The following is a 17986-nucleotide window of genomic DNA, read 5'->3' on the forward strand; positions in this document are numbered from 1 at the left end:
GGGGTTCCGTACCGTCCGTTGCATGTCTCGGGGTTTGGGACGACGGGTGGACGGCCTGGCCCCGCCTACTACGCTGCCCCCATGACCACGCTCTCGCCGTACGACTCGATGTCCCCGGTCACCCGGGCCGCCTACCGGGCCAAGGCCGCCGCGGCCGACCTCGCGCCGTTGCCGCGGGCTGTCAAGGACGACGCGCTGCTCGCCGTCGCGGACGCGCTGGAGGTCCGGACCAGCGAGATCGTCGAGGCCAACGCGCAGGACGTGGCCAAGGCCCGCGCCGCCGGGACCAGCGAGGCCCTCATCGACCGGCTCACCCTGACCCCGGAGCGGGTCCGCGCCATCGCCTCCGACGTGCGCGACGTCGCCGCGCTGCCCGACCCGGTCGGCGAGGTCGTGCGCGGCTCCACCCTTCCCAACGGCATCGACCTGCGCCAGGTCCGGGTGCCGCTCGGCGTGGTCGGCATCATCTACGAGGGCCGGCCCAACGTGACCGTCGACGCCGCCGCCCTCTGCCTGAAGTCCGGCAACGCGGTCCTCCTGCGGGGCTCCTCCTCGGCCTACCAGTCCAACACCGCCCTGGTCCGGGTGGTCCGCGACGCCGTGGGCGGGGCCGGGCTGCCCGCCGACGCCGTGCAGCTGGTGCCCGGCGAGAGCCGCGAGAGCGTGCGCGAGCTGATGCGGGCCCGCGGGCTGGTCGACGTCCTCATCCCGCGCGGCGGCGCCTCGCTGATCAACACCGTCGTCCAGGAGTCCACCGTCCCCGTCATCGAGACCGGCACCGGCAACTGCCACGTCTACGTCGACGCGCGGGCCGACCTCGACACGGCCGTCGACATCCTGGTCAACTCCAAGGCACAGCGGGTCGGCGTCTGCAACGCCGCCGAGACCCTCCTGGTCCACCAGGACATCGCCGCCGACTTCCTGCCCCGCGCCCTGGACGCCCTCGCGGAGGCCGGGGTCACCGTGCACGCCGACGAGCGCGTGATGGCGTACGCCGAGGACTCCAAGGTGACGGCCGTCGAGGCCACCCCGGAGGACTGGGAGACGGAGTACCTGTCGTACGACATCGCCGCGGCGGTCGTCGACTCCCTCGACAAGGCCGTCGAGCACATCCGGCTGTGGACCTCCGGCCACACCGAGGCCATCGTGACCACCTCGCAGCAGGCCGCCCGCCGTTTCACCCAGCTGGTCGACTCCACCACGGTCGCGGTGAACGCCTCCACCCGCTTCACCGACGGCGGCCAGTTCGGCTTCGGCGCCGAGATCGGCATCTCCACCCAGAAACTGCACGCCAGGGGCCCGATGGGGCTGCCCGAGCTGACCAGCACCAAGTACATCGTCACCGGCGACGGGCACGTACGGCGCTGACACGATCGGGGCATCCCACCCAACGGACGAATTTCCCGGCCGTCTGCCCAAAACGACCCCCCAGGTCTACTCTGGATCCGTGCCGGAGGACGTGGGGGGTACGCCGTTTCCCGACGGCTGGGAGCCCGACGACGAACACGACCGCGGGGTGTCGGACGAAGAGTTCGCCTCCGTGGTCTTCGACGAGGCCTTCGTACGGGCGGCCGCGGTGCACGAGCCGACCGCCGTCGAGCGCCTCCTGGCCGCCGCGCAGGCCCGCGCCGAGGCCACCGAGGCCGAAGCCGCCCGCCGCGGCCGCACCAGAGGCGAGCGCTACGACGACGGGTACGGCGATTTCGGCCATGATCCCGACCTCGACGACCCGGACGACGACCGCGACCTCCTGGACCGCCCCTACGGCGCCCCTCCCGCGTCCGGCAAGCAGGTCCGCTGGCACCGGCCCGTCGCCTGGATACTCGCCCTCGTGATGGGCGTGGGCATGGTCGCACTGGCCTTCGTGGCCGTCTACCGGGGAGCCTCCTCGGGCAGCGGCACAGAGCAGGTGCCGCCACCCGCGTCGACCGGCCCCGAGCAGGGCGGCACCGTGACCCCCTCCGCCTCCGCCGACTACTCGCAGCCCGCCGTCCCGGTGCTTCCGAGCAGCCCCTGACCTGCCGTCCCGCGGCCCGAAGCTGTCCCAACTTGACCTGCACAGGCGCGTTTACGCGACCTCCCGCCGACCTACCCTGAAGGTATGGCAGGGCTTGGCGATCCGCCCGGAGGGACGCCCGAGGGCGCCCCCGGCGGCGGAGAGGACGAATACCGATCCGTCGTCTTCGACGAGTCGTTCGTCCGCGCTGCCCGGCTCCAGGAGTTCTCCGCCCAGGAACGCATCACCGACCACGCCCCCGCCGTCCGCCGCCGCCCGCCGCTGCGCCGGGCCGGCCTCTCCCGGCAGGCGCTCGTCCTCGTCGTCCTGATCGCCGTCGCCTTCGGCACCGCCATCTACATGGGCGTACGGCACCCGTACCAGAACCCGTCCGCCCAGCGGGCCGCCGAGCCGGTGCGGATGACGGTCGTCCCGCTCGCACCCCAGGGCAGGGTGCCCGGCGCCGACGACGCCGGCTTCCTCTACGAGCACAGTCCCGCCGCGCAGTTCCGCACCGCCGCCGAGGGCGTCCCGCTGCCGGGGGCCCGGCGCACGGCGCACTTCTCCGAGGACCAGGTGCTGAACGCGCTGACCACCGCCAAGAACTACATCGTCCGCTCGGCGCTGGACCCGGACGTACTCGGCGGCCGGGAGGTGCGCTCGGTGCGGGTCCTGCTCGACCCCGACCAGCTCCACCAGTTCGACGAGAGCTTCGAGCGGCCCACCGCCGACGGACGGCACGCGCCCACCGGGTGGCTGGTGCGCTTCGACCCCGGCCGGGCCGAGCTGGCCGACTCCGAGATCCGGGTGAACGGCAGCCTGCGGGCCGTGGAGACCGACGCGTCCACGCTGGAGGTCGCCGCCGACCACACCATGGTCTACGCGCTGCGGCCGGCCGGTGACCAGCGGGCCGGGACGTCGCTGTTCACCGTCCGGCGCGAGCTGACCTTCCGCTACGACCGGGAGGACCTGCGGCTGCACCAGACGCAGCTGGTCGCCTCCTACGTCCAGGCCGGGCCGCTCTCCTGCGCCGAGGACTCGGCGAACCACCTGCGGCCGCTGCTCGCCGGCCAGACGGCCAGGACCGGCGCCCCCGCCGGCACCGACCCGTACACTTCGGACAACGCCACCGCCCTGTGCGGGACCCTCGCGGCGAGCGCCCAGCCCAAGGTGTGACGCCCCCGCGCCGCCTCAGGCGCCGTCGCGCGGCGGGCGGTCGTCCGGGTTCTCCGGGCCGTCGGTGCCTGCCGGGCCCCCGTCGGAGCCCGCCGGGCCCTCGGAGGACCCGTTCGCGTCCCCGGGCGGTCGCGGCTGGGAGGACGTGAAGCCGCCGAAGCCCCGCCGCATCCGGTCGCCGAGGTCACCGGCGCCGCCCGCGATGTCGTTGACCAGCTTCATCAGCGGGTCCTTGGAGCCGCGCACGTGCGTCGCGTAGTGGGACGCCGACTCCCGGAAGGAGTCCCGGACCGAGGTGTCCTTGTCCTCGTCGCGCCGCGGGTAGTGGCCGTCCATGATCCGCTGGAAGTCCCGGGAGGCCGCCCACTTCTTCAGCTCGGCCGCCCGCACCGTGGTGAAGGGATGGGTGCGCGGCAGCACGTTGAGGATCTTCAGCACGGAGTCGCGCAGGTCGCCCCCGGCCTCGTACTCGTCGGCCTGCTCCAGGAACGCGTCCACGTTCATCTCGTGCAGGTGGTTGCCGCCCGCGATCTTCATCAGGCCGCGCATGGACGCCTGGATGTCCTGGCCCACCAGCAGACCCGCGCGGTCGGCGGACAGCTCCGACTTGCGGAACCACTCGCGCAGCGCGGTCACGATCGCCATGATCGCCACGTTGCCCAGCGGGATCCAGGCGACCCGGACGGCGAGGGAGGTCAGGAAGAGCAGGATGGTCCGGTAGACCGAGTGCCCGGACAGCGCGTGCCCGACCTCGTGCCCGACCACCGCCCGCATCTCCTCCTCGTCGAGCAGCTCGACGAGGCCCGTGGTGACGACGATGATCGGCTCGTCCAGGCCGATGCACATCGCGTTCGGCACCGGGTCCTGGTTGACGTACATCGGCGGGACCTTCTCCAGGTCCAGGATGTAGCAGGCGTCGCGCAGCATGACGTTCAGATGGGCGAACTGCCGGTCCGAGACGCGCACCGAGTCGGACAGGAACAGCAGCCGCAGGCTCCGCTCGGGCAGCAGGCCGCTCAGCGCCTTGAAGACCGTGTCGAAACCGCTCAGCTTGCGCAGCGCCACCAGGGCGCTGCGGTCGGCCGGATGCTCGTACGCACGCGAGGAGATCCCCGGGAAGCGCCTGCGCTGCCGGCTCGGCACGTGCTCGTGCCCGTTGTCCTGATGGCCGTCGGACATGTCTTCCCCCATGTGCGTGTGTGTGGCCTGTGCGTGTGTCTGGCCTTTGCGAACCCTTGTGCGGTCCTTCGCACCCCCGGAGCCGGGCCCAGCCTAGGCGGAGATACCGTGGACGGGCAGTACGTCGAAGGAGTCCACGCCATGCAGCACATCCCCCACCCCGACTGGCTCGCCGGGGCCGCGACCGCCGCCGAGCAGCAGGGGCCGGGGAATCTGCTCCGGATCGTCCTGATCGTCATGGTCCTGGGGTGCGTGCTGACCGCGTGGTTCCTGCTGCGGGGGTACAAGCGGAAGGACGACTGAGGCGATCCGAAGGTTCCCCGGACCCCTCCCGCGCGGCACCGTCGGCGGAGTCGGCGTGATCGCCCGTGAGCGGCCCGCATACGATGAGCGGACGTCTTGTCCCGCCCACACCGGATAGGTCCTGCCGATGAGCCTTCCCCTCAGCGCCGCCCAGTTCGCCACCCTCGCCGCCGAGGGCGGCGAGGAGCACAGCGGCAACCACGAGAGCCTCAGCCCCTACGTCACCGGCATCGGCGCGTTCATCGCCCTGATGCTCCTGCTGTGGATCACCACCCGGTTCAACCGCGACCGCTGAGCACCCGTGGCCGTGGGGGCGGCCGGGGTGCCCGGGGCGGGCCGGTAGGGTCTGCACGCATGGGAGAGCAGGACACGCCTACCGGCCCGGCGCACACGCCGGGGCGCGGCACGCAGAACGCGGTGCCCGCCCGCGCCACCGGTCCGGGCAACGGCCCGTCGTCGCCGGGCAAGCGCCGTCTGGGCGTCATGGGCGGCACCTTCGACCCGATCCACCACGGGCACCTCGTGGCGGCCAGCGAGGTCGCCGCGCAGTTCCAGCTCGACGAGGTGGTGTTCGTCCCCACCGGACAGCCGTGGCAGAAGAGCCACCGCACGGTGTCCGCGGCCGAGGACCGCTACCTGATGACCGTGGTCGCGACCGTCGAGAACCCGCAGTTCTCCGTGAGCCGCATCGACATCGACCGCGGCGGCCCCACCTACACCGTGGACACCCTGCGCGACCTGCGCGCCCTCAACCCGGACGCGGACCTGTTCTTCATCACCGGCGCCGACGCCCTCGCCCAGATCCTCACCTGGCGCGACAGCGAGGAGCTGTTCTCCCTGGCGCACTTCATCGGCGTCACCCGGCCCGGCCACACCCTCACGGACGCCGGGCTCCCCAAGGGCGGCGTCTCGCTCGTCGAGGTCCCGGCCCTCGCCATCTCCTCCACGGACTGCCGTGCGAGAGTCGCCAAGGGCGATCCCGTCTGGTATCTGGTGCCGGACGGAGTCGTGCGCTACATCGACAAACGCCAGCTGTACCGCGGCGAGTGAACCGAGAGGGGCACCGGTGAACGACGGATACGACGCGGGATACGGCGGCGACGACCCGTACGAACTCGTCGGCTACGACGAGTACGGCCGGCCGGTCTACCGCCAGGCCCAGGCCGCTCCCGGCGGGCAGCAGCAGTACGACCCGTACCAGCAGCAGGGTCAGCAGTACGGGCAGCAGGGCTACGGCTACGACCAGTACGCCCCCGCGGACGGCGGGCAGGCGGCCCAGCGGCCCTACGACCCGTACGACCCCTACGGCTCCGGTACCGGCTACGACACCGGACAGCAGCCCCCCACGCCCGGCCACGGCTCCTACGGCTATCCGCCCGCCGCGCAGCAGCCGTACGACCCCTACGGCCAGGCCGCGACCAGCGGGCCGCAGCCCCGGGTCGCCGAGCAGACCGCGCACATCCCGCAGCAGGCGGGTCCGCGCGAGGAACCGCAGCCTTCCGCACCCGCCGACGGCGACCGGGACTACCGGACCGAGCAGTTCGCCTTCGTCGAGGAGCCGGCCGACGGCTCCGAGGACGTCATCGACTGGATGAAGTTCACGGAGAACCGCACCGAGCGCCGCGAGGAGGCCCGGCGGCGCGCACGCACGCGTGTCGTCGCCCTGGTCGTCGTCCTGGCCCTGGTCGCGGTCGGCGGCGTCGGCTACCTCTGGTACGCCGGAAAACTCCCCGGCGTGGGCTCCTCCGACGACAAGACCGGCGGTACGACGGCGGCGGGCGCCCAGAAGCGCGACGTGATCGCCGTCCACCTGCACGACACCAAGGGCGGCGCCACCTCCACCGCGCTGCTCGTCGACAACACCACCACCAAGCAGGGCACCGCCGTCCTGGTGCCCAACGACCTCGCCCTGACCGGCGACGACGGCAGCACCACCACGCTCGCCAAGTCCGTCGACGACGAGGGCCCCGACGCCACCCGGACGGCCCTGGACTCCTCCCTCGGCACCGACATCGAGGGCACCTGGCGCCTGGACACCCCGTACCTCCAGATCCTCGTCGACCTGGTCGGCAACATCGAGGTCGACACCAACGCCGACGTCGCCGACCCGGAGGCCAAGGACAAGGGCGCCACACCCCTGGTGCGCAAGGGCCAGGGCCAGACCCTCAGCGGCAAGATGGCCGTCGCCTACGCCACCCACCGCGGCTCGGGCGAGCAGGCCGACGCCCAGCTGCAGCGGTTCGGGCAGGTCATGCAGGGGGTGCTGCGCAAGCTGTCCTCCGACCCGCAGGCCGCGACGACCACCATCCAGACCCTCGGGCTGATCCTCGACCCGCCGCTGACCGAGAAGGACCTCGGCTCCTTCCTCGCCGGGCTCTCCGACCTCGCCAAGGGCGGCGACTTCAGGACCCGGCTGCTGCCCGTCGAGGACGGCGGCTCGCTCAGCGCCGAGGCGAGCGACAGCGTCGTCAAGGACATCCTCGGCGGCACCGCCAAGAGCCCCGACAAGGACGCGGCCGTCAGCGTCTCCGTCCGCAACGCCACCGGCGTCGAGGACCGCACCGGCAAGGCCCGCGTCGTCCTGCTGAACGGCGGCTTCACCTTCCTGTCCGGCGGCACCGCCTCCGGCACCGAGGCGAAGTCGGAGGTCGTCTACGCCGAGGCCGCCGACAAGGAGAACGCCGTCCAGGTCGCCAAGACCCTGGGCCTGCCCACCGACGCCGTCGCCCAGGGGAAGACCTCCGCGAACGCGCGGGTCTCGGTGGTGCTCGGCCAGGACTACGAACCGGCGTCGTAGGAGCCACGGGCCCCTTCGCGGGGCGGCGGCGCGGTTAACGCGTGGGCCGCCGTCGGCGGTCGTGAGACCCTTGAGGTCAACCGACCGCCGACCCGAAAGCCAGGCAGTGACCGCGACCGACCGCTCCATCGAACTCATCAGCACCGCCGCCCAGGCCGCGGCCGACAAGCTCGCGCACGACATCATCGCCTACGACGTCAGCGACGTGCTGTCGATCACGGACGCCTTCCTGCTGGCCTCCGCGCCCAACGACCGCCAGGTCAAGTCGATCGTCGACGAGATCGAGGAGCGGCTGAACAAGGAACTGGGCGCCAAGCCGGTGCGCCGCGAAGGCGACCGCGAGGCCCGCTGGGTCCTGCTCGACTACGTCGACATCGTCGTCCACGTCCAGCACAGCGAGGAGCGCGTCTTCTACGCCCTGGAGCGGCTGTGGAAGGACTGCCCCGAGCTGGAGCTGCCCGCCGACGCCAAGGAGACCCGCGGCAAGGCCGAGGAGCACGCCAGGCTCCAGGCCGCCGAGGAGGCGACGCAGACCGACGGGGACTGGCGATGAGCGCCACCGGCGAGGTGGCGGCGGGCCGGCCGGGACGCGGCCGGCGCGTCATCCTCTGGCGGCACGGCCAGACCGCGTGGAACGTGGAGCGCCGCTTCCAGGGCAGCACGGACGTCGAGCTGACCGCGACCGGCGTCGCCCAGGCCCGCCGCGCGGCCGAGCTGCTGATCCACCTGAGGCCCGACGCGATCGTCGCCTCCGACCTGGTGCGGGCCGCGGACACGGCCGCCGAGCTGTCCGTCCTCACCGGCCTCGAAGTGACCCTGGAGGAGGGCCTGCGGGAGACCTACGCGGGCGTCTGGCAGGGGCTGACCCACGACGAGATCATCGCCCGGCACGGCGAGGAGTACACGGCGTGGAAGCGCGGCGAGCCCGTGCGCCGCGGCGGCGGCGAGCTGGAGACCGAGGTCGCCGACCGCGCCGCGCCCGTGGTCCTGCGGCACGCCGAGAAGCTCCCCGAGGACGGCACCCTCGTCGTGGTCAGCCACGGCGGCACCATCCGCACCACCATCGGCCGCCTGCTCGGCCTCGACCCGCGCAGCTGGGAGAGCCTCGGCGGCCTGACCAACTGCTGCTGGTCGGTCCTGGGCGAGGGCGCGCGCGGCTGGCGACTGCTGGAGCACAACGCCGGCACGCTGCCGGAACCGGTGCTCGGCGACGACGACTGAGCCGCGGCCGGCGGGCCCGGTCCCCGGATTTCACTTTCCGGCAGGCCACAGGCTAAAGTTCTTCTTGTTCGCCCCGCCGAGCGGAGCGAACAGGAACACGCGGCCCGGCCGCGTGGCACCAGGGGCTATAGCTCAGTTGGTAGAGCGCCTGCATGGCATGCAGGAGGTCAGGAGTTCAATTCTCCTTAGCTCCACAGCCCACGGACGAATCCCGTCCCCCTCGGGGGGCGGGATTTTTCGCATCCGCCCGCTTGAGCAACTGGGCTCCCAGGGGCGTATACCCCTGTGGAACTCCGTGTCCGGACTGGTACTGAGGCGTCGCTGACCGTATTGGCCCGGTCGTGGCAGAATCAAACGGCCGGAAGGGGACCGCGACCCGACGGGAGGGAGTGGCGATGCCTGCGAGCATCCTCGAGGAGGTCGGTCACCTCCTCGGCGGAGCGGTGGCACGGAACACCGTCACTCGCCTCCACTGCCCTTCCTGCGGTTCCGGGCACGTGGCCCAAGTCCTCGGTGACAACGGCGGAATCTCGTACGTGTGCACGGCCTGCGGCCACAGCTGGAGCTGATCGATGGGTGCACACAGGCGGAAGTGCGACTGGTGTGGCAGCGGTACGCCGATCGTGCGCGACATGGAGCCGCTCAACCCGGACTACCAGTACTGGTGCGAGGAATGCGCGCGGGCGCTGATCATAAAAGGCGACCCGATCGAGACGTACCGCGAGCTGGAGGGCGAACCGATCTACGGCCGGCTCCTGGAGGAGCACTGCACCCTCAAGCGCTTCTACTCGTTCGTGACGGCTTAGGGCAAACCGGACGGAACGGAAACGATTTGGTGTTCGCCCCGGTGGACCGTGTAATGTTGGCGTCGCCGCCGGGGAGACCGGGCGGATGAAGGGCAAGGGGCTATAGCTCAGTTGGTAGAGCGCCTGCATGGCATGCAGGAGGTCAGGAGTTCAATTCTCCTTAGCTCCACAGCTTCACGAAGAACCCCCCGGATCATGGTCCGGGGGGTTCTTTCGTGTGTCCGACGTCCCCGTCAGCGGCCGAGCGCCCGGCGTCCCCGGCCCTGGGAGAGGACCGGCAGGTTGGTGCGCGAGGACGGCGCCGGTCCGCGGAGCTCCTCCTCGATCCGCAGGGCCAGCGCGGGGCAGCGGCGCACCGCGCGCACCGCCTTGGCCTCCGCGAACCGCGGCACGTCGGCCTGCGCGACCGTCGGGAAACCGTCGGCGCCCAGCTGGAAGACCTCCGGGAGGATGTCCGCGCACAGCCCGTGGCCCCGGCACAGGGTCCAGTCGACGTAGATCTTCTGGCGGCTGGGGCCGTTGCCGCCCTCGCCGCCGGGGACGCCCGTAGGGGTCCTGCCCCCCTCGAAGAGCGGCAGGACGCCCTCCACGGGCCGTCCGCAGCCGTTGCCGAGGACATGGGCGGCGAGGTCGTCCGTGAACGCGCTGACGGTCGACTCCAGGAACATCGCCGAGCCGTCCGGGTGTGAGCAGGCGCCGCGCCGCTTCACGTTCCGCGCGACCTGCTTGACCGCCTCCAGGGCGGCCGGGCCGCCGCCGTTCAGGATGTCCTCCAGACCGCGCGCGGCGGCCGGCAGACCGAGGTAGCAGGGGCCGCACTGGCCCGCGCTCTCCTCCGCCAGCCACTGGGCCACCCGCAGGGACTCGCCCAGCGGGCAGGTGTCCTGACCGATCGGCAGGATCGCGCCCGCGCCGAGCGAGCCGCCCACCTGCTGCAGGGAGTTGCGGGAGACGATCGCCTCGTCGACGCTCGCCGCGTCGATCCACTTGCCGTGGTAGCCGCCGGTCAGCACGCCCTGCGGCACCGGCGGGGCGCCGGCCAGCTGGAGGACGTAGCGCAGTGGCACACCCGTCGGCACCTCGATGACCATCGGCCGGGCGACCGCGCCGGAGACGGTGAGCATCACGGTGCCGGGTTCGTCGTACAGCCCGGTGTTGCCGTAGCGCTCCGGGCCGATGCGGGCGGCGATCGCGAGCTGGGCGAAGGTCTCGGCGTTGGACAGCAGGGTCGGGGCGCCGCCGACGCCGCTCCTGGAGGCGCTGACCTTGCGGCCGGCCGGGATCGCCGGGCCGCCGTCGATGGAGCGGACCAGCGAGGCCGCCGCGCCGGTCACCATGCGGACCGGGTTGCGCTGCACGCGTGCGCGCAGGGCGGAGCGGCGGCCGTTGCTGAGGCCGCGTTCGGCGAGGGCGGCCTCCATGGAGCGCTGGGTGGACTCGCGGGTGACCCCGATGACGAGGGTGCGGGCGCCCATCGCCTCGGCGCACAGCAGCGCGCCGTCCAGGATCAGGTGCGGGGCACGGTTGATGAGCACCGTGTCCTTGCGGCAGGCCGGCTCGTCCTCACTGCCGTTGACGACCACGACCGGCCGGACGCCGCGCTTGATCGCCGCCTCGGCGACCGAGCGCAGCTTCTTGTGGAAGGGGAAGCCCGCGCCGCCGCGGCCCCTCAGGTTGATGCGTTCCGAGAGCTGCGCGAGCTGCTCCCCGCCCATCGGTTCGAGCGGACCGTGCACCTTGAGGTGCATCGGCAGATCCAGGCGCTCGACAAGGTCGAAGCCCGACGTGAGCTGGGGAAGACCGACCACGCGGACTTCTGGGACGTCGGGCAGGGCCTCGTTCACTTATGGCCTCCGGAAGGCGTGTTCCAAGGTTCGCCCGAACCCGGTGCGTCGAAGTCGTAGGCCGACGAAGGCGTACCGGGGGTTGGTTCAGTGGCGGGACCGCTGTTGTACGTGTCGTTCGGGTAGTACGTGTCGTAGACCGCGTTCGTCTCAGCGGTGTCGTACACGTCACTCGACCCGTAGCCGGAGGCGTCCGGATTGCCGTAGACCGGGATGGTGTGTCCCGTGTCGTTGAGCGGGTCGTAGGCCGACGGGGGCGCCTCGCCGACCGGTGGCGGCGACGGTATGGGCCAGCTGCCCGAGGTGCTCGCGGCGCTGTCCACGTAGGGCATCGACTCGGTGGGGCGCATGTCGGGCGGCAGCGTGTGGGACCCGGTGCCGTCGCCCGCCAGCGGTGGCCGGCGGGCGCCGGACGGGCCGGACACGGCGCGGTAGGCCGCCGCGAAGCCGCTCGCGCGCTCCGGAGTCACGCGCTCCGCGGTCTCGTACAGCGGTGCCGACCTGCCACGCCGCCGCCGCGCCCCGGCCTGCTCGTAGCCGGGCAGCGCGGCGGGGTCCTTCCACTGGGGCAGCTCCTCCGACCGCTCCTCGCGGACCGGCCACTCCCCGGTCCCGAAGAGGGCGGCGATCCGGGCGGCGGCCCTGCGCCTGACCGGCCGGGGGGCCGCCCGCAGTGCCAGGGCACCCATGACGCCCAGCACGGACAGGCCGTACAGGATCGTGAAGACCGGCTGCGCCGCTCGACCCGCGTAGAGCCCGTGCAGCAGGGCCAGGCACCACGCCGGGTAGGCCAGCATGTGCATGGCCCGCCAGCGGGAGGCCACGGGGGACGCGGACGCGAAGCGGGTGCGCAGGGCGCCGGTGACGCTCACGAAGAGTATGAGCATGCTGGCCAGGGTGCCGAAGCCGATCAGGACGGCGCGGCCGCCGAACTCCTCGTCGTCCGTGGCGAGCAGCCCGAACGGGAGGACCGCGGCGACCCAGGTGGTGTGGTCCAGGGCCAGCTTGACCCCGATGTGCACCAGGAGGAACACGACCGAGGCGACCGCGGTGATCCGGTGCACGGCCTGGGCCAGGATCCGCTGGCGGGTGTCGAGGACGATCCGGTCCTGGGCGAGGAGTCCCCAGATCACCGAGCAGCTGAGGAAGACCAGGGAGAGGACGCCGGCGCCGAAGTTGAGGAACTCGGCGAAGGTGTCGTCGACCGTGCTGTCGGTCGTCACCACGGCAGACCTCCCCACGTCAGGGACGCGCGGGAAGGCGGCGAGCTGGTGTCGTGAGGGTGGAGCGGAGGGCGGATCGGGGGAGGGTTCATGGGGGCAACTCCGGAGCGGTTCGGGAAAGCGGTCCCGCTGCCGCACTCTAAGTGGCGCCATACCCGTGGGTACGAGGTTTGAGTTATTGCGTTGTTATCAAACGACAGTGCGCTCGTAGTGTTGTCCCCTTACTGGTTGTTACGCGAAGTAACCTTTGACCTTGGTTCAGGTTTGCCGGCCGCTTTGCCGCCCGCTTTGCCCGCCGCGCGGGTGGCCGGAACGCGCGTCGCCGCCCGATCGGCGACTGCGGTACCCTGACGCCATGCGTGCCGTACGCCTTCTGCTTAGCGAGCCGCGCTGATCAGTCCCGACCCCGGTCGAAGTCCGGTGGCCGGAATCGGCGCGGCGTCCCCTCCTGTGCGAGGGGATTTTTCATTTCCCGGCATCCGCAGCCGCTGGTCTTGAAGGTCGCAGCCGCTGGCAGAGACGATCGATGGAGCTTTGAGGATCATGAGCGAGACGAACCCCGCGGCGACCGCCCCTGTGTCGGCGGACGCCGCGCCGCACCGCTACACGGCCGCCATGGCCGCCGAGATCGAGGCACGCTGGCAGGACTTCTGGGACGCCGAGGAGACGTACGCGGCGCCGAACCCCAAGGGTGACCTGGCGGGCGACCCCGAGGTCGTCGCCCGGCCCAAGAAGTTCATCATGGACATGTTCCCGTACCCCTCCGGCGCGGGCCTGCACGTCGGCCACCCCCTGGGGTACATCGCCACCGACGTATTCGCCCGCTTCCAGCGGATGACCGGCCACAACGTCCTGCACACCCTGGGCTTCGACGCCTTCGGACTGCCCGCCGAGCAGTACGCGGTGCAGACCGGCACGCACCCGCGCGTGTCCACCGAGGCCAACATGAAGAACATGGTGAGCCAGCTGCGCCGGCTGGGTCTGGGCCACGACAAGCGCCGGTCGTTCGCCACGATCGACCCCGAGTACTACAAGTGGACCCAGTGGATCTTCCTGCGGATCTTCAACTCCTGGTACGACGACGAGGCGAGGAAGGCCCGCCCGATCGACGAGCTGGTCGCCCAGTTCGCGTCCGGTGAGCGGGCGATCCCGGGCCACCCCGGAGGCGCCTGGAGCACGCTGAGCGAGGCCGAGCGCGCCGACGTCCTGGGCGAGTTCCGCCTGGCCTACGCCTCCGACGCGCCCGTCAACTGGTGCCCCGGGCTGGGCACCGTGCTGGCCAACGAGGAGGTCACCGCCGACGGCCGCTCCGAGCGCGGCAACTTCCCCGTCTTCAAGTCCAAGCTGCGCCAGTGGAACATGCGCATCACCGCCTACGCCGACCGGCTGCTGAACGACCTGGACGAGCTGGACTGGCCCGAGGCCATCAAGCTGCAGCAGCGCAACTGGATCGGCCGCTCCGAGGGCGCCCGCGTCGACTTCCCCGTCGACGGGGAGCGCATCACCGTCTTCACCACCCGCCAGGACACCCTGTTCGGCGCCACCTACATGGTGCTGGCGCCCGAGCACCCCCTGGTCGAGAAGTTCACCCCGGCCGCCTGGCCCGAGGGCACCCACCAGGTGTGGACCGGCGGCCACGCCACCCCGACCGAGGCGGTGGCCGCGTACCGCGCGCAGGCCGCGTCCAAGTCCGACGTCGAGCGCCAGGCCGAGGCCAAGGACAAGACCGGCGTCTTCATCGGCGCCTACGCGACCAACCCGGTCAACGGCGAGCAGGTCCCGGTCTTCATCGCCGACTACGTCCTGATGGGCTACGGCACCGGCGCGATCATGGCCGTCCCGGCCGGCGACCAGCGCGACTTCGAGTTCGCGCGCGCCTTCGAGCTGCCGATCCGCTGCGTGGTCGAGCCGACCGACGGCCGCGGCACCGACCCGGCGACGTGGGAGGACGCCTTCGGCTCCTACGACGCGAAGATCATGAATTCGTCCAACGGTGAGATCAGCCTGGACGGCCTGGGCGTCGCCGACGCCAAGGAGCGCATCACCGAGTGGCTGGAGCGCACCGGCACCGGCGAGGGCACCGTCAACTTCCGCCTGCGCGACTGGCTGTTCAGCCGCCAGCGCTACTGGGGCGAGCCCTTCCCGATTGTCTACGACGAGGACGGCATCGCGCACTCGCTGCCCGAGTCGATGCTGCCCCTGGAGCTGCCCGAGGTCGAGGACTACTCGCCGCGCACCTTCGACCCGGACGACGCCGACACCCGCCCCGAGACGCCGCTGTCGCGCAACGAGGACTGGGTGAACGTCACCCTGGACCTGGGCGACGGGCGCGGCCCCCGCCGGTTCCGCCGCGAGACCAACACCATGCCCAACTGGGCCGGCTCCTGCTGGTACGAGCTGCGCTACCTGGACCCGCACAACAGCGAGCGGCTGGTCGACCCGGAGATCGAGCAGTACTGGATGGGCCCCCGCGAGGGCCTGCCGCACGGCGGCGTCGACCTGTACGTCGGCGGCGCCGAGCACGCCGTGCTGCACCTGCTGTACGCGCGCTTCTGGTCCAAGGTGCTGTTCGACCTGGGGTACGTGTCCTCGGCCGAGCCGTTCCACAAGCTGTTCAACCAGGGCATGATCCAGGCCTACGTCTACCGGGACAGCCGCGGCATCGCGGTGCCGGCCGCCGAGGTGGAGGAGCGCGACGGCGCCTTCTACCACCAGGGCGAGAAGGTCTCCCGGCTACTGGGCAAGATGGGCAAGTCCCTGAAGAACGCGGTCACCCCCGACGAGATCTGCGCCGAGTACGGCGCCGACACGCTGCGCCTGTACGAGATGGCGATGGGCCCGCTGGACGTCTCCCGGCCCTGGGACACCCGCGCGGTGGTGGGCCAGTTCCGGCTGCTGCAGCGGCTGTGGCGCAACGTCGTCGACGAGGACTCCGGCGAGGTGACCGTCACGGACGTCGCGGACTCCGACGTCGACACGGACACGCTGCGCGCCCTGCACAAGGCCATCGACGGCGTCCGGCAGGACCTGGAGGGCATGCGGTTCAACACCGCCATCGCCAAGGTCACCGAGCTGAACAACCACCTGACCAAGGTGGGAGGCCCGGTTCCGCGCCCGGTCGCCGAGCGCCTGGTGCTGCTGGTCGCGCCGCTGGCCCCGCACGTCGCCGAGGAGCTGTGGCGCAAGCTGGGGCACACGGACTCCGTGGTGCACCACGACTTCCCGGTGGCCGACCCGGCCTACGTCGTCGACGAGACCGTGACCTGCGTCGTGCAGATCAAGGGCAAGGTCAAGGCGCGGCTGGAGGTCGACCCGGCCATCTCCGAGGACGACCTGGAGAAGGCGGCGCTGGCCGACGAGAAGGTCGTGGCCGCGCTGGGCGGGGCCGGGATCCGGAAGGTGATCGTGCGGGCGCCGAAGCTGGTGAACATCGTCCCCGCGTGAGGTCCTGAGGTCCCGAGGTCCTGTGGTCCTGAGGCCCTGAGGCCCTGAGGCCCTGAGGCCCGCTCGGGCGGGCCGAGCGCTGTATTTCGCCGGTCTCGGGGTGATCCCCTACGGGGAGGTCCGGGGTCGGGTGCGGGCAGGTTCGGGGTTCCGCCGGAACCCTGGGCCTGCCCGTTGCGTTTACCGTGGAAGAGCGGCGCGAAGAGTGCCGCGGACGCCGGCGCGCGCGGGCCGGACGCTCGGAGGAGGAGCTTCGTGGAAGCAGTGATCACCGTCTTCGCCCTGCTCTTCGTGCTCGCCGTGGTGCTGGGCGTCTACGCCACGGTGAAGGCGGTCGGCGCGGCCAAGCGCAGCGTGGACCGCGGTATCACCCAGGCCCGGCGCACGGTCGAGGACCACACCCTGCGCGCGAAGTCCCTCGTCCAGGTCGGCCCGGTCGGCGAGCTGGCGCAGCTGCGGCTGAGCCTGCGCACCTCCATGCGGGCCACCCAGGACGCGCTGCACGCGCGCGTGGCGGAGGACGCGTCCCTCAAGGAGTCGCTGGCCCTCTTCGAGCGGCTCAGCGCCCACGGTTTCGAACTCGACGGCGAGCTGCGGCGGCTGGAGTCCGAGCCGGACCGCGTGACACTCGCCGAGCTGCTGCCCTCGCTGCGCGAGCGCACCGAGCGCATCACGCGGTCGGCCGAGTCCCTGCGCTGGGCGGCCCGTGACCGGGCCCGCCGCTTCGCGGACGACGACCTCGACTCGCTGAGCGCGCAGATCGACGTCGAGGCCGGTGCCCTGCGGCACTGGACGGAGACGGAGCCCGCCGCCGCTCCGCCGCCCTGGCCCGAGGCTCCGGCCGCCGACGCCCCCGCCGCCCGGCAGAGTTGGCCGGAGCCCCCGGTCCAGGAGCCGGCGGAGGAGGCGGCGCGCCCCGCCCTCGACCCACCCGGACCCAACCCCGTGTACCCCTGGCAGAAGAAGACGCGCCCGGAGAGCACGACCTGACCACGGCCCGGTGAACACCCGGTCACCGGGGCCGGGCTGCCGGACGGACAGTACGCCAGGTAACCTCCAGCTCATGTCCCGCCATGTCGCGATCGTCACCGATTCAACGGCCTACCTCCCGGCCCGGACGATGGAGCGGCACGGCATCACCGCGGTACCCCTGACCGTCGTCCTGGGCGACCGGGCGCTGGAGGAGGGCACCGAGATCTCGACCCGCTCCCTGGCCCAGGCCCTGCAGAAGCGGCGCCCGGTCACCACCTCCCGCCCCAGCCCCGCCCTGTTCGCCGAGACCTACCGGAAGATCGCCGAGTCCGGCGTCGACGGCATCGTCTCGCTGCACCTCTCCGCCGAGCTGTCCGGCACGCACGACGCGGCCGTCGTCGCGGCCCGTGAGGCGCCGGTCCCGGTGCGCGTCGTGGACACGGGGATGATCGCGATGGCCCTCGGCTTCTGCGCGCTCGCCGCCGCGGACGCGGTGGAGGCGGGCGGCACGGTGGACGAGGCCGTCACGGCCGCCGAGAAGCGGGCCGCGGGCACCTCCGCCTACTTCTACGTCGACACCCTCGACTATCTGCGCCGCGGCGGCCGGATCGGGGCGGCCCAGGCGCTGTTCGGCTCCGCGCTCGCCGTGAAGCCGCTGCTGCAGCTGGACGGTGGCCGCATCGAGCCCCTGGAGAAGGTCCGCACGGCGTCCAAGGCCATCGCCCGGCTGGAGGAGATCGCCGCCGACCGGGCGGGCGGCGCACCCGTCGACATCGCCGTCCACCATCTCGCGGCCCCGGACCGGGCGTCGGCCCTCGCGGACCGTCTGCGGGAGCGGGTGCCCGGCCTGGCCGACCTGCATGTGAGCGAGGTCGGGGCGGTGATCGGGGCGCATACGGGGCCCGGGTTGCTGGGGGTTGTCGTCTCGTCGCGGTGAGGGGGCGTTGCGCGGTCGCGTGATTGCGCCGCAGCGTGTCGTCCGTTCGGGGGGCGGAGTTTTCCACAACCCGTGGGTAGTCCACGGG

The 17986-nt window shown here is 72.0% G+C and carries 16 protein-coding genes and 2 tRNA genes; 15 read left to right on the plus strand and 3 right to left on the minus strand.

The window, feature by feature from the left end; all coding sequences use genetic code 11:
• The first annotated feature begins 81 nt into the window (after positions 1-81).
• The 3 genes from ACFC1X_RS05325 to ACFC1X_RS05335 all read left to right on the plus strand — a co-directional run bounded on the left by ACFC1X_RS05325 (position 82) and on the right by ACFC1X_RS05335 (position 3172).
• A complete protein-coding gene (locus ACFC1X_RS05325; RefSeq protein ID WP_376348948.1) occupies positions 82-1368 on the plus strand; it encodes a glutamate-5-semialdehyde dehydrogenase in 1287 nt (428 codons plus the stop codon).
• Positions 1369-1447: 79 nt separating this feature from the next.
• The gene (locus ACFC1X_RS05330; protein ID WP_376348950.1) at positions 1448-2017 is read left to right on the plus strand and encodes a hypothetical protein; all 570 of its coding nucleotides are present in this window, start codon (positions 1448-1450) and stop codon (positions 2015-2017) included.
• A gap of 84 nt (positions 2018-2101) precedes the next feature.
• Positions 2102-3172, plus strand: coding sequence for a hypothetical protein (locus ACFC1X_RS05335; RefSeq protein ID WP_376348952.1), 1071 nt, complete (start codon positions 2102-2104; stop codon positions 3170-3172).
• 15 nt (positions 3173-3187) lie between these two features.
• Here the strand turns inward: ACFC1X_RS05335 and ACFC1X_RS05340 are convergent, their stop codons facing one another.
• Entirely contained in the window at positions 3188-4351 is a 1164-nt protein-coding gene (locus ACFC1X_RS05340; RefSeq protein WP_376348953.1) for a M48 family metallopeptidase, read from the minus strand.
• Positions 4352-4492: 141 nt separating this feature from the next.
• Here ACFC1X_RS05340 and ACFC1X_RS05345 point away from each other — a divergent pair, with 141 nt between their 5' ends.
• The 9 genes from ACFC1X_RS05345 to ACFC1X_RS05385 all read left to right on the plus strand — a co-directional run bounded on the left by ACFC1X_RS05345 (position 4493) and on the right by ACFC1X_RS05385 (position 9647).
• Entirely contained in the window at positions 4493-4654 is a 162-nt protein-coding gene (locus ACFC1X_RS05345; protein ID WP_185832559.1) for a hypothetical protein, read from the plus strand.
• Between the two features lie 127 nt (positions 4655-4781).
• On the plus strand, positions 4782-4949 hold the full coding sequence (locus ACFC1X_RS05350) for a hypothetical protein (RefSeq protein WP_125494020.1): 168 nt from the start codon (positions 4782-4784) through the stop codon (positions 4947-4949).
• A gap of 59 nt (positions 4950-5008) precedes the next feature.
• The gene (gene nadD, locus ACFC1X_RS05355) at positions 5009-5704 is read left to right on the plus strand and encodes a nicotinate-nucleotide adenylyltransferase (RefSeq protein ID WP_376348955.1); all 696 of its coding nucleotides are present in this window, start codon (positions 5009-5011) and stop codon (positions 5702-5704) included.
• A 16-nt stretch (positions 5705-5720) separates the two neighbouring features.
• Positions 5721-7451, plus strand: a complete 1731-nt coding sequence (locus tag ACFC1X_RS05360; protein ID WP_376348957.1) for a LytR C-terminal domain-containing protein — start codon at positions 5721-5723, stop codon at positions 7449-7451.
• Positions 7452-7557: 106 nt separating this feature from the next.
• Entirely contained in the window at positions 7558-8004 is a 447-nt protein-coding gene (rsfS, locus tag ACFC1X_RS05365) for a ribosome silencing factor (protein WP_234954597.1), read from the plus strand.
• Entirely contained in the window at positions 8001-8672 is a 672-nt protein-coding gene (locus tag ACFC1X_RS05370; protein WP_376348959.1) for a histidine phosphatase family protein, read from the plus strand. The genes rsfS and ACFC1X_RS05370 overlap by 4 nt, the downstream gene beginning before the upstream one ends.
• Positions 8673-8793: 121 nt before the next feature.
• A tRNA-Ala gene (locus ACFC1X_RS05375) sits at positions 8794-8866 on the plus strand.
• 378 nt (positions 8867-9244) lie between these two features.
• Positions 9245-9478, plus strand: a complete 234-nt coding sequence (locus tag ACFC1X_RS05380) for a hypothetical protein (RefSeq protein ID WP_019523121.1) — start codon at positions 9245-9247, stop codon at positions 9476-9478.
• Between the two features lie 96 nt (positions 9479-9574).
• Positions 9575-9647 (plus strand) — tRNA-Ala (locus ACFC1X_RS05385).
• Positions 9648-9711: 64 nt separating this feature from the next.
• Here ACFC1X_RS05385 and ACFC1X_RS05390 read toward each other — a convergent pair.
• The gene (locus ACFC1X_RS05390) at positions 9712-11322 is read right to left on the minus strand and encodes an NADH-ubiquinone oxidoreductase-F iron-sulfur binding region domain-containing protein (protein ID WP_376348961.1); all 1611 of its coding nucleotides are present in this window, start codon (positions 11320-11322) and stop codon (positions 9712-9714) included.
• The gene (locus tag ACFC1X_RS05395) at positions 11319-12548 is read right to left on the minus strand and encodes a cytochrome b/b6 domain-containing protein (RefSeq protein ID WP_376348963.1); all 1230 of its coding nucleotides are present in this window, start codon (positions 12546-12548) and stop codon (positions 11319-11321) included. Before ACFC1X_RS05395 ends, ACFC1X_RS05390 begins: the two co-directional genes overlap by 4 nt.
• Positions 12549-13088: 540 nt before the next feature.
• Here ACFC1X_RS05395 and leuS point away from each other — a divergent pair.
• The 3 genes from leuS (at position 13089) to ACFC1X_RS05410 (ending at position 17898) form a co-directional block, all read left to right on the plus strand.
• Positions 13089-15989: a leucine--tRNA ligase gene (gene leuS / locus ACFC1X_RS05400; protein ID WP_376348964.1), complete on the plus strand. Its 2901-nt coding sequence runs from the start codon at positions 13089-13091 to the stop codon at positions 15987-15989.
• 255 nt (positions 15990-16244) lie between these two features.
• Positions 16245-16979: a hypothetical protein gene (locus tag ACFC1X_RS05405; protein WP_376348966.1), complete on the plus strand. Its 735-nt coding sequence runs from the start codon at positions 16245-16247 to the stop codon at positions 16977-16979.
• Between the two features lie 73 nt (positions 16980-17052).
• Positions 17053-17898 (plus strand): DegV family protein, encoded by an 846-nt coding sequence (locus ACFC1X_RS05410; RefSeq protein WP_125494028.1) that lies wholly within the window; start codon positions 17053-17055, stop codon positions 17896-17898.
• The last annotated feature ends 88 nt before the right edge of the window (positions 17899-17986 follow it).

Source organism: Streptomyces sp. NPDC056128 (genome assembly GCF_042263835.1).
Taxonomy (GTDB): domain Bacteria; phylum Actinomycetota; class Actinomycetes; order Streptomycetales; family Streptomycetaceae; genus Streptomyces.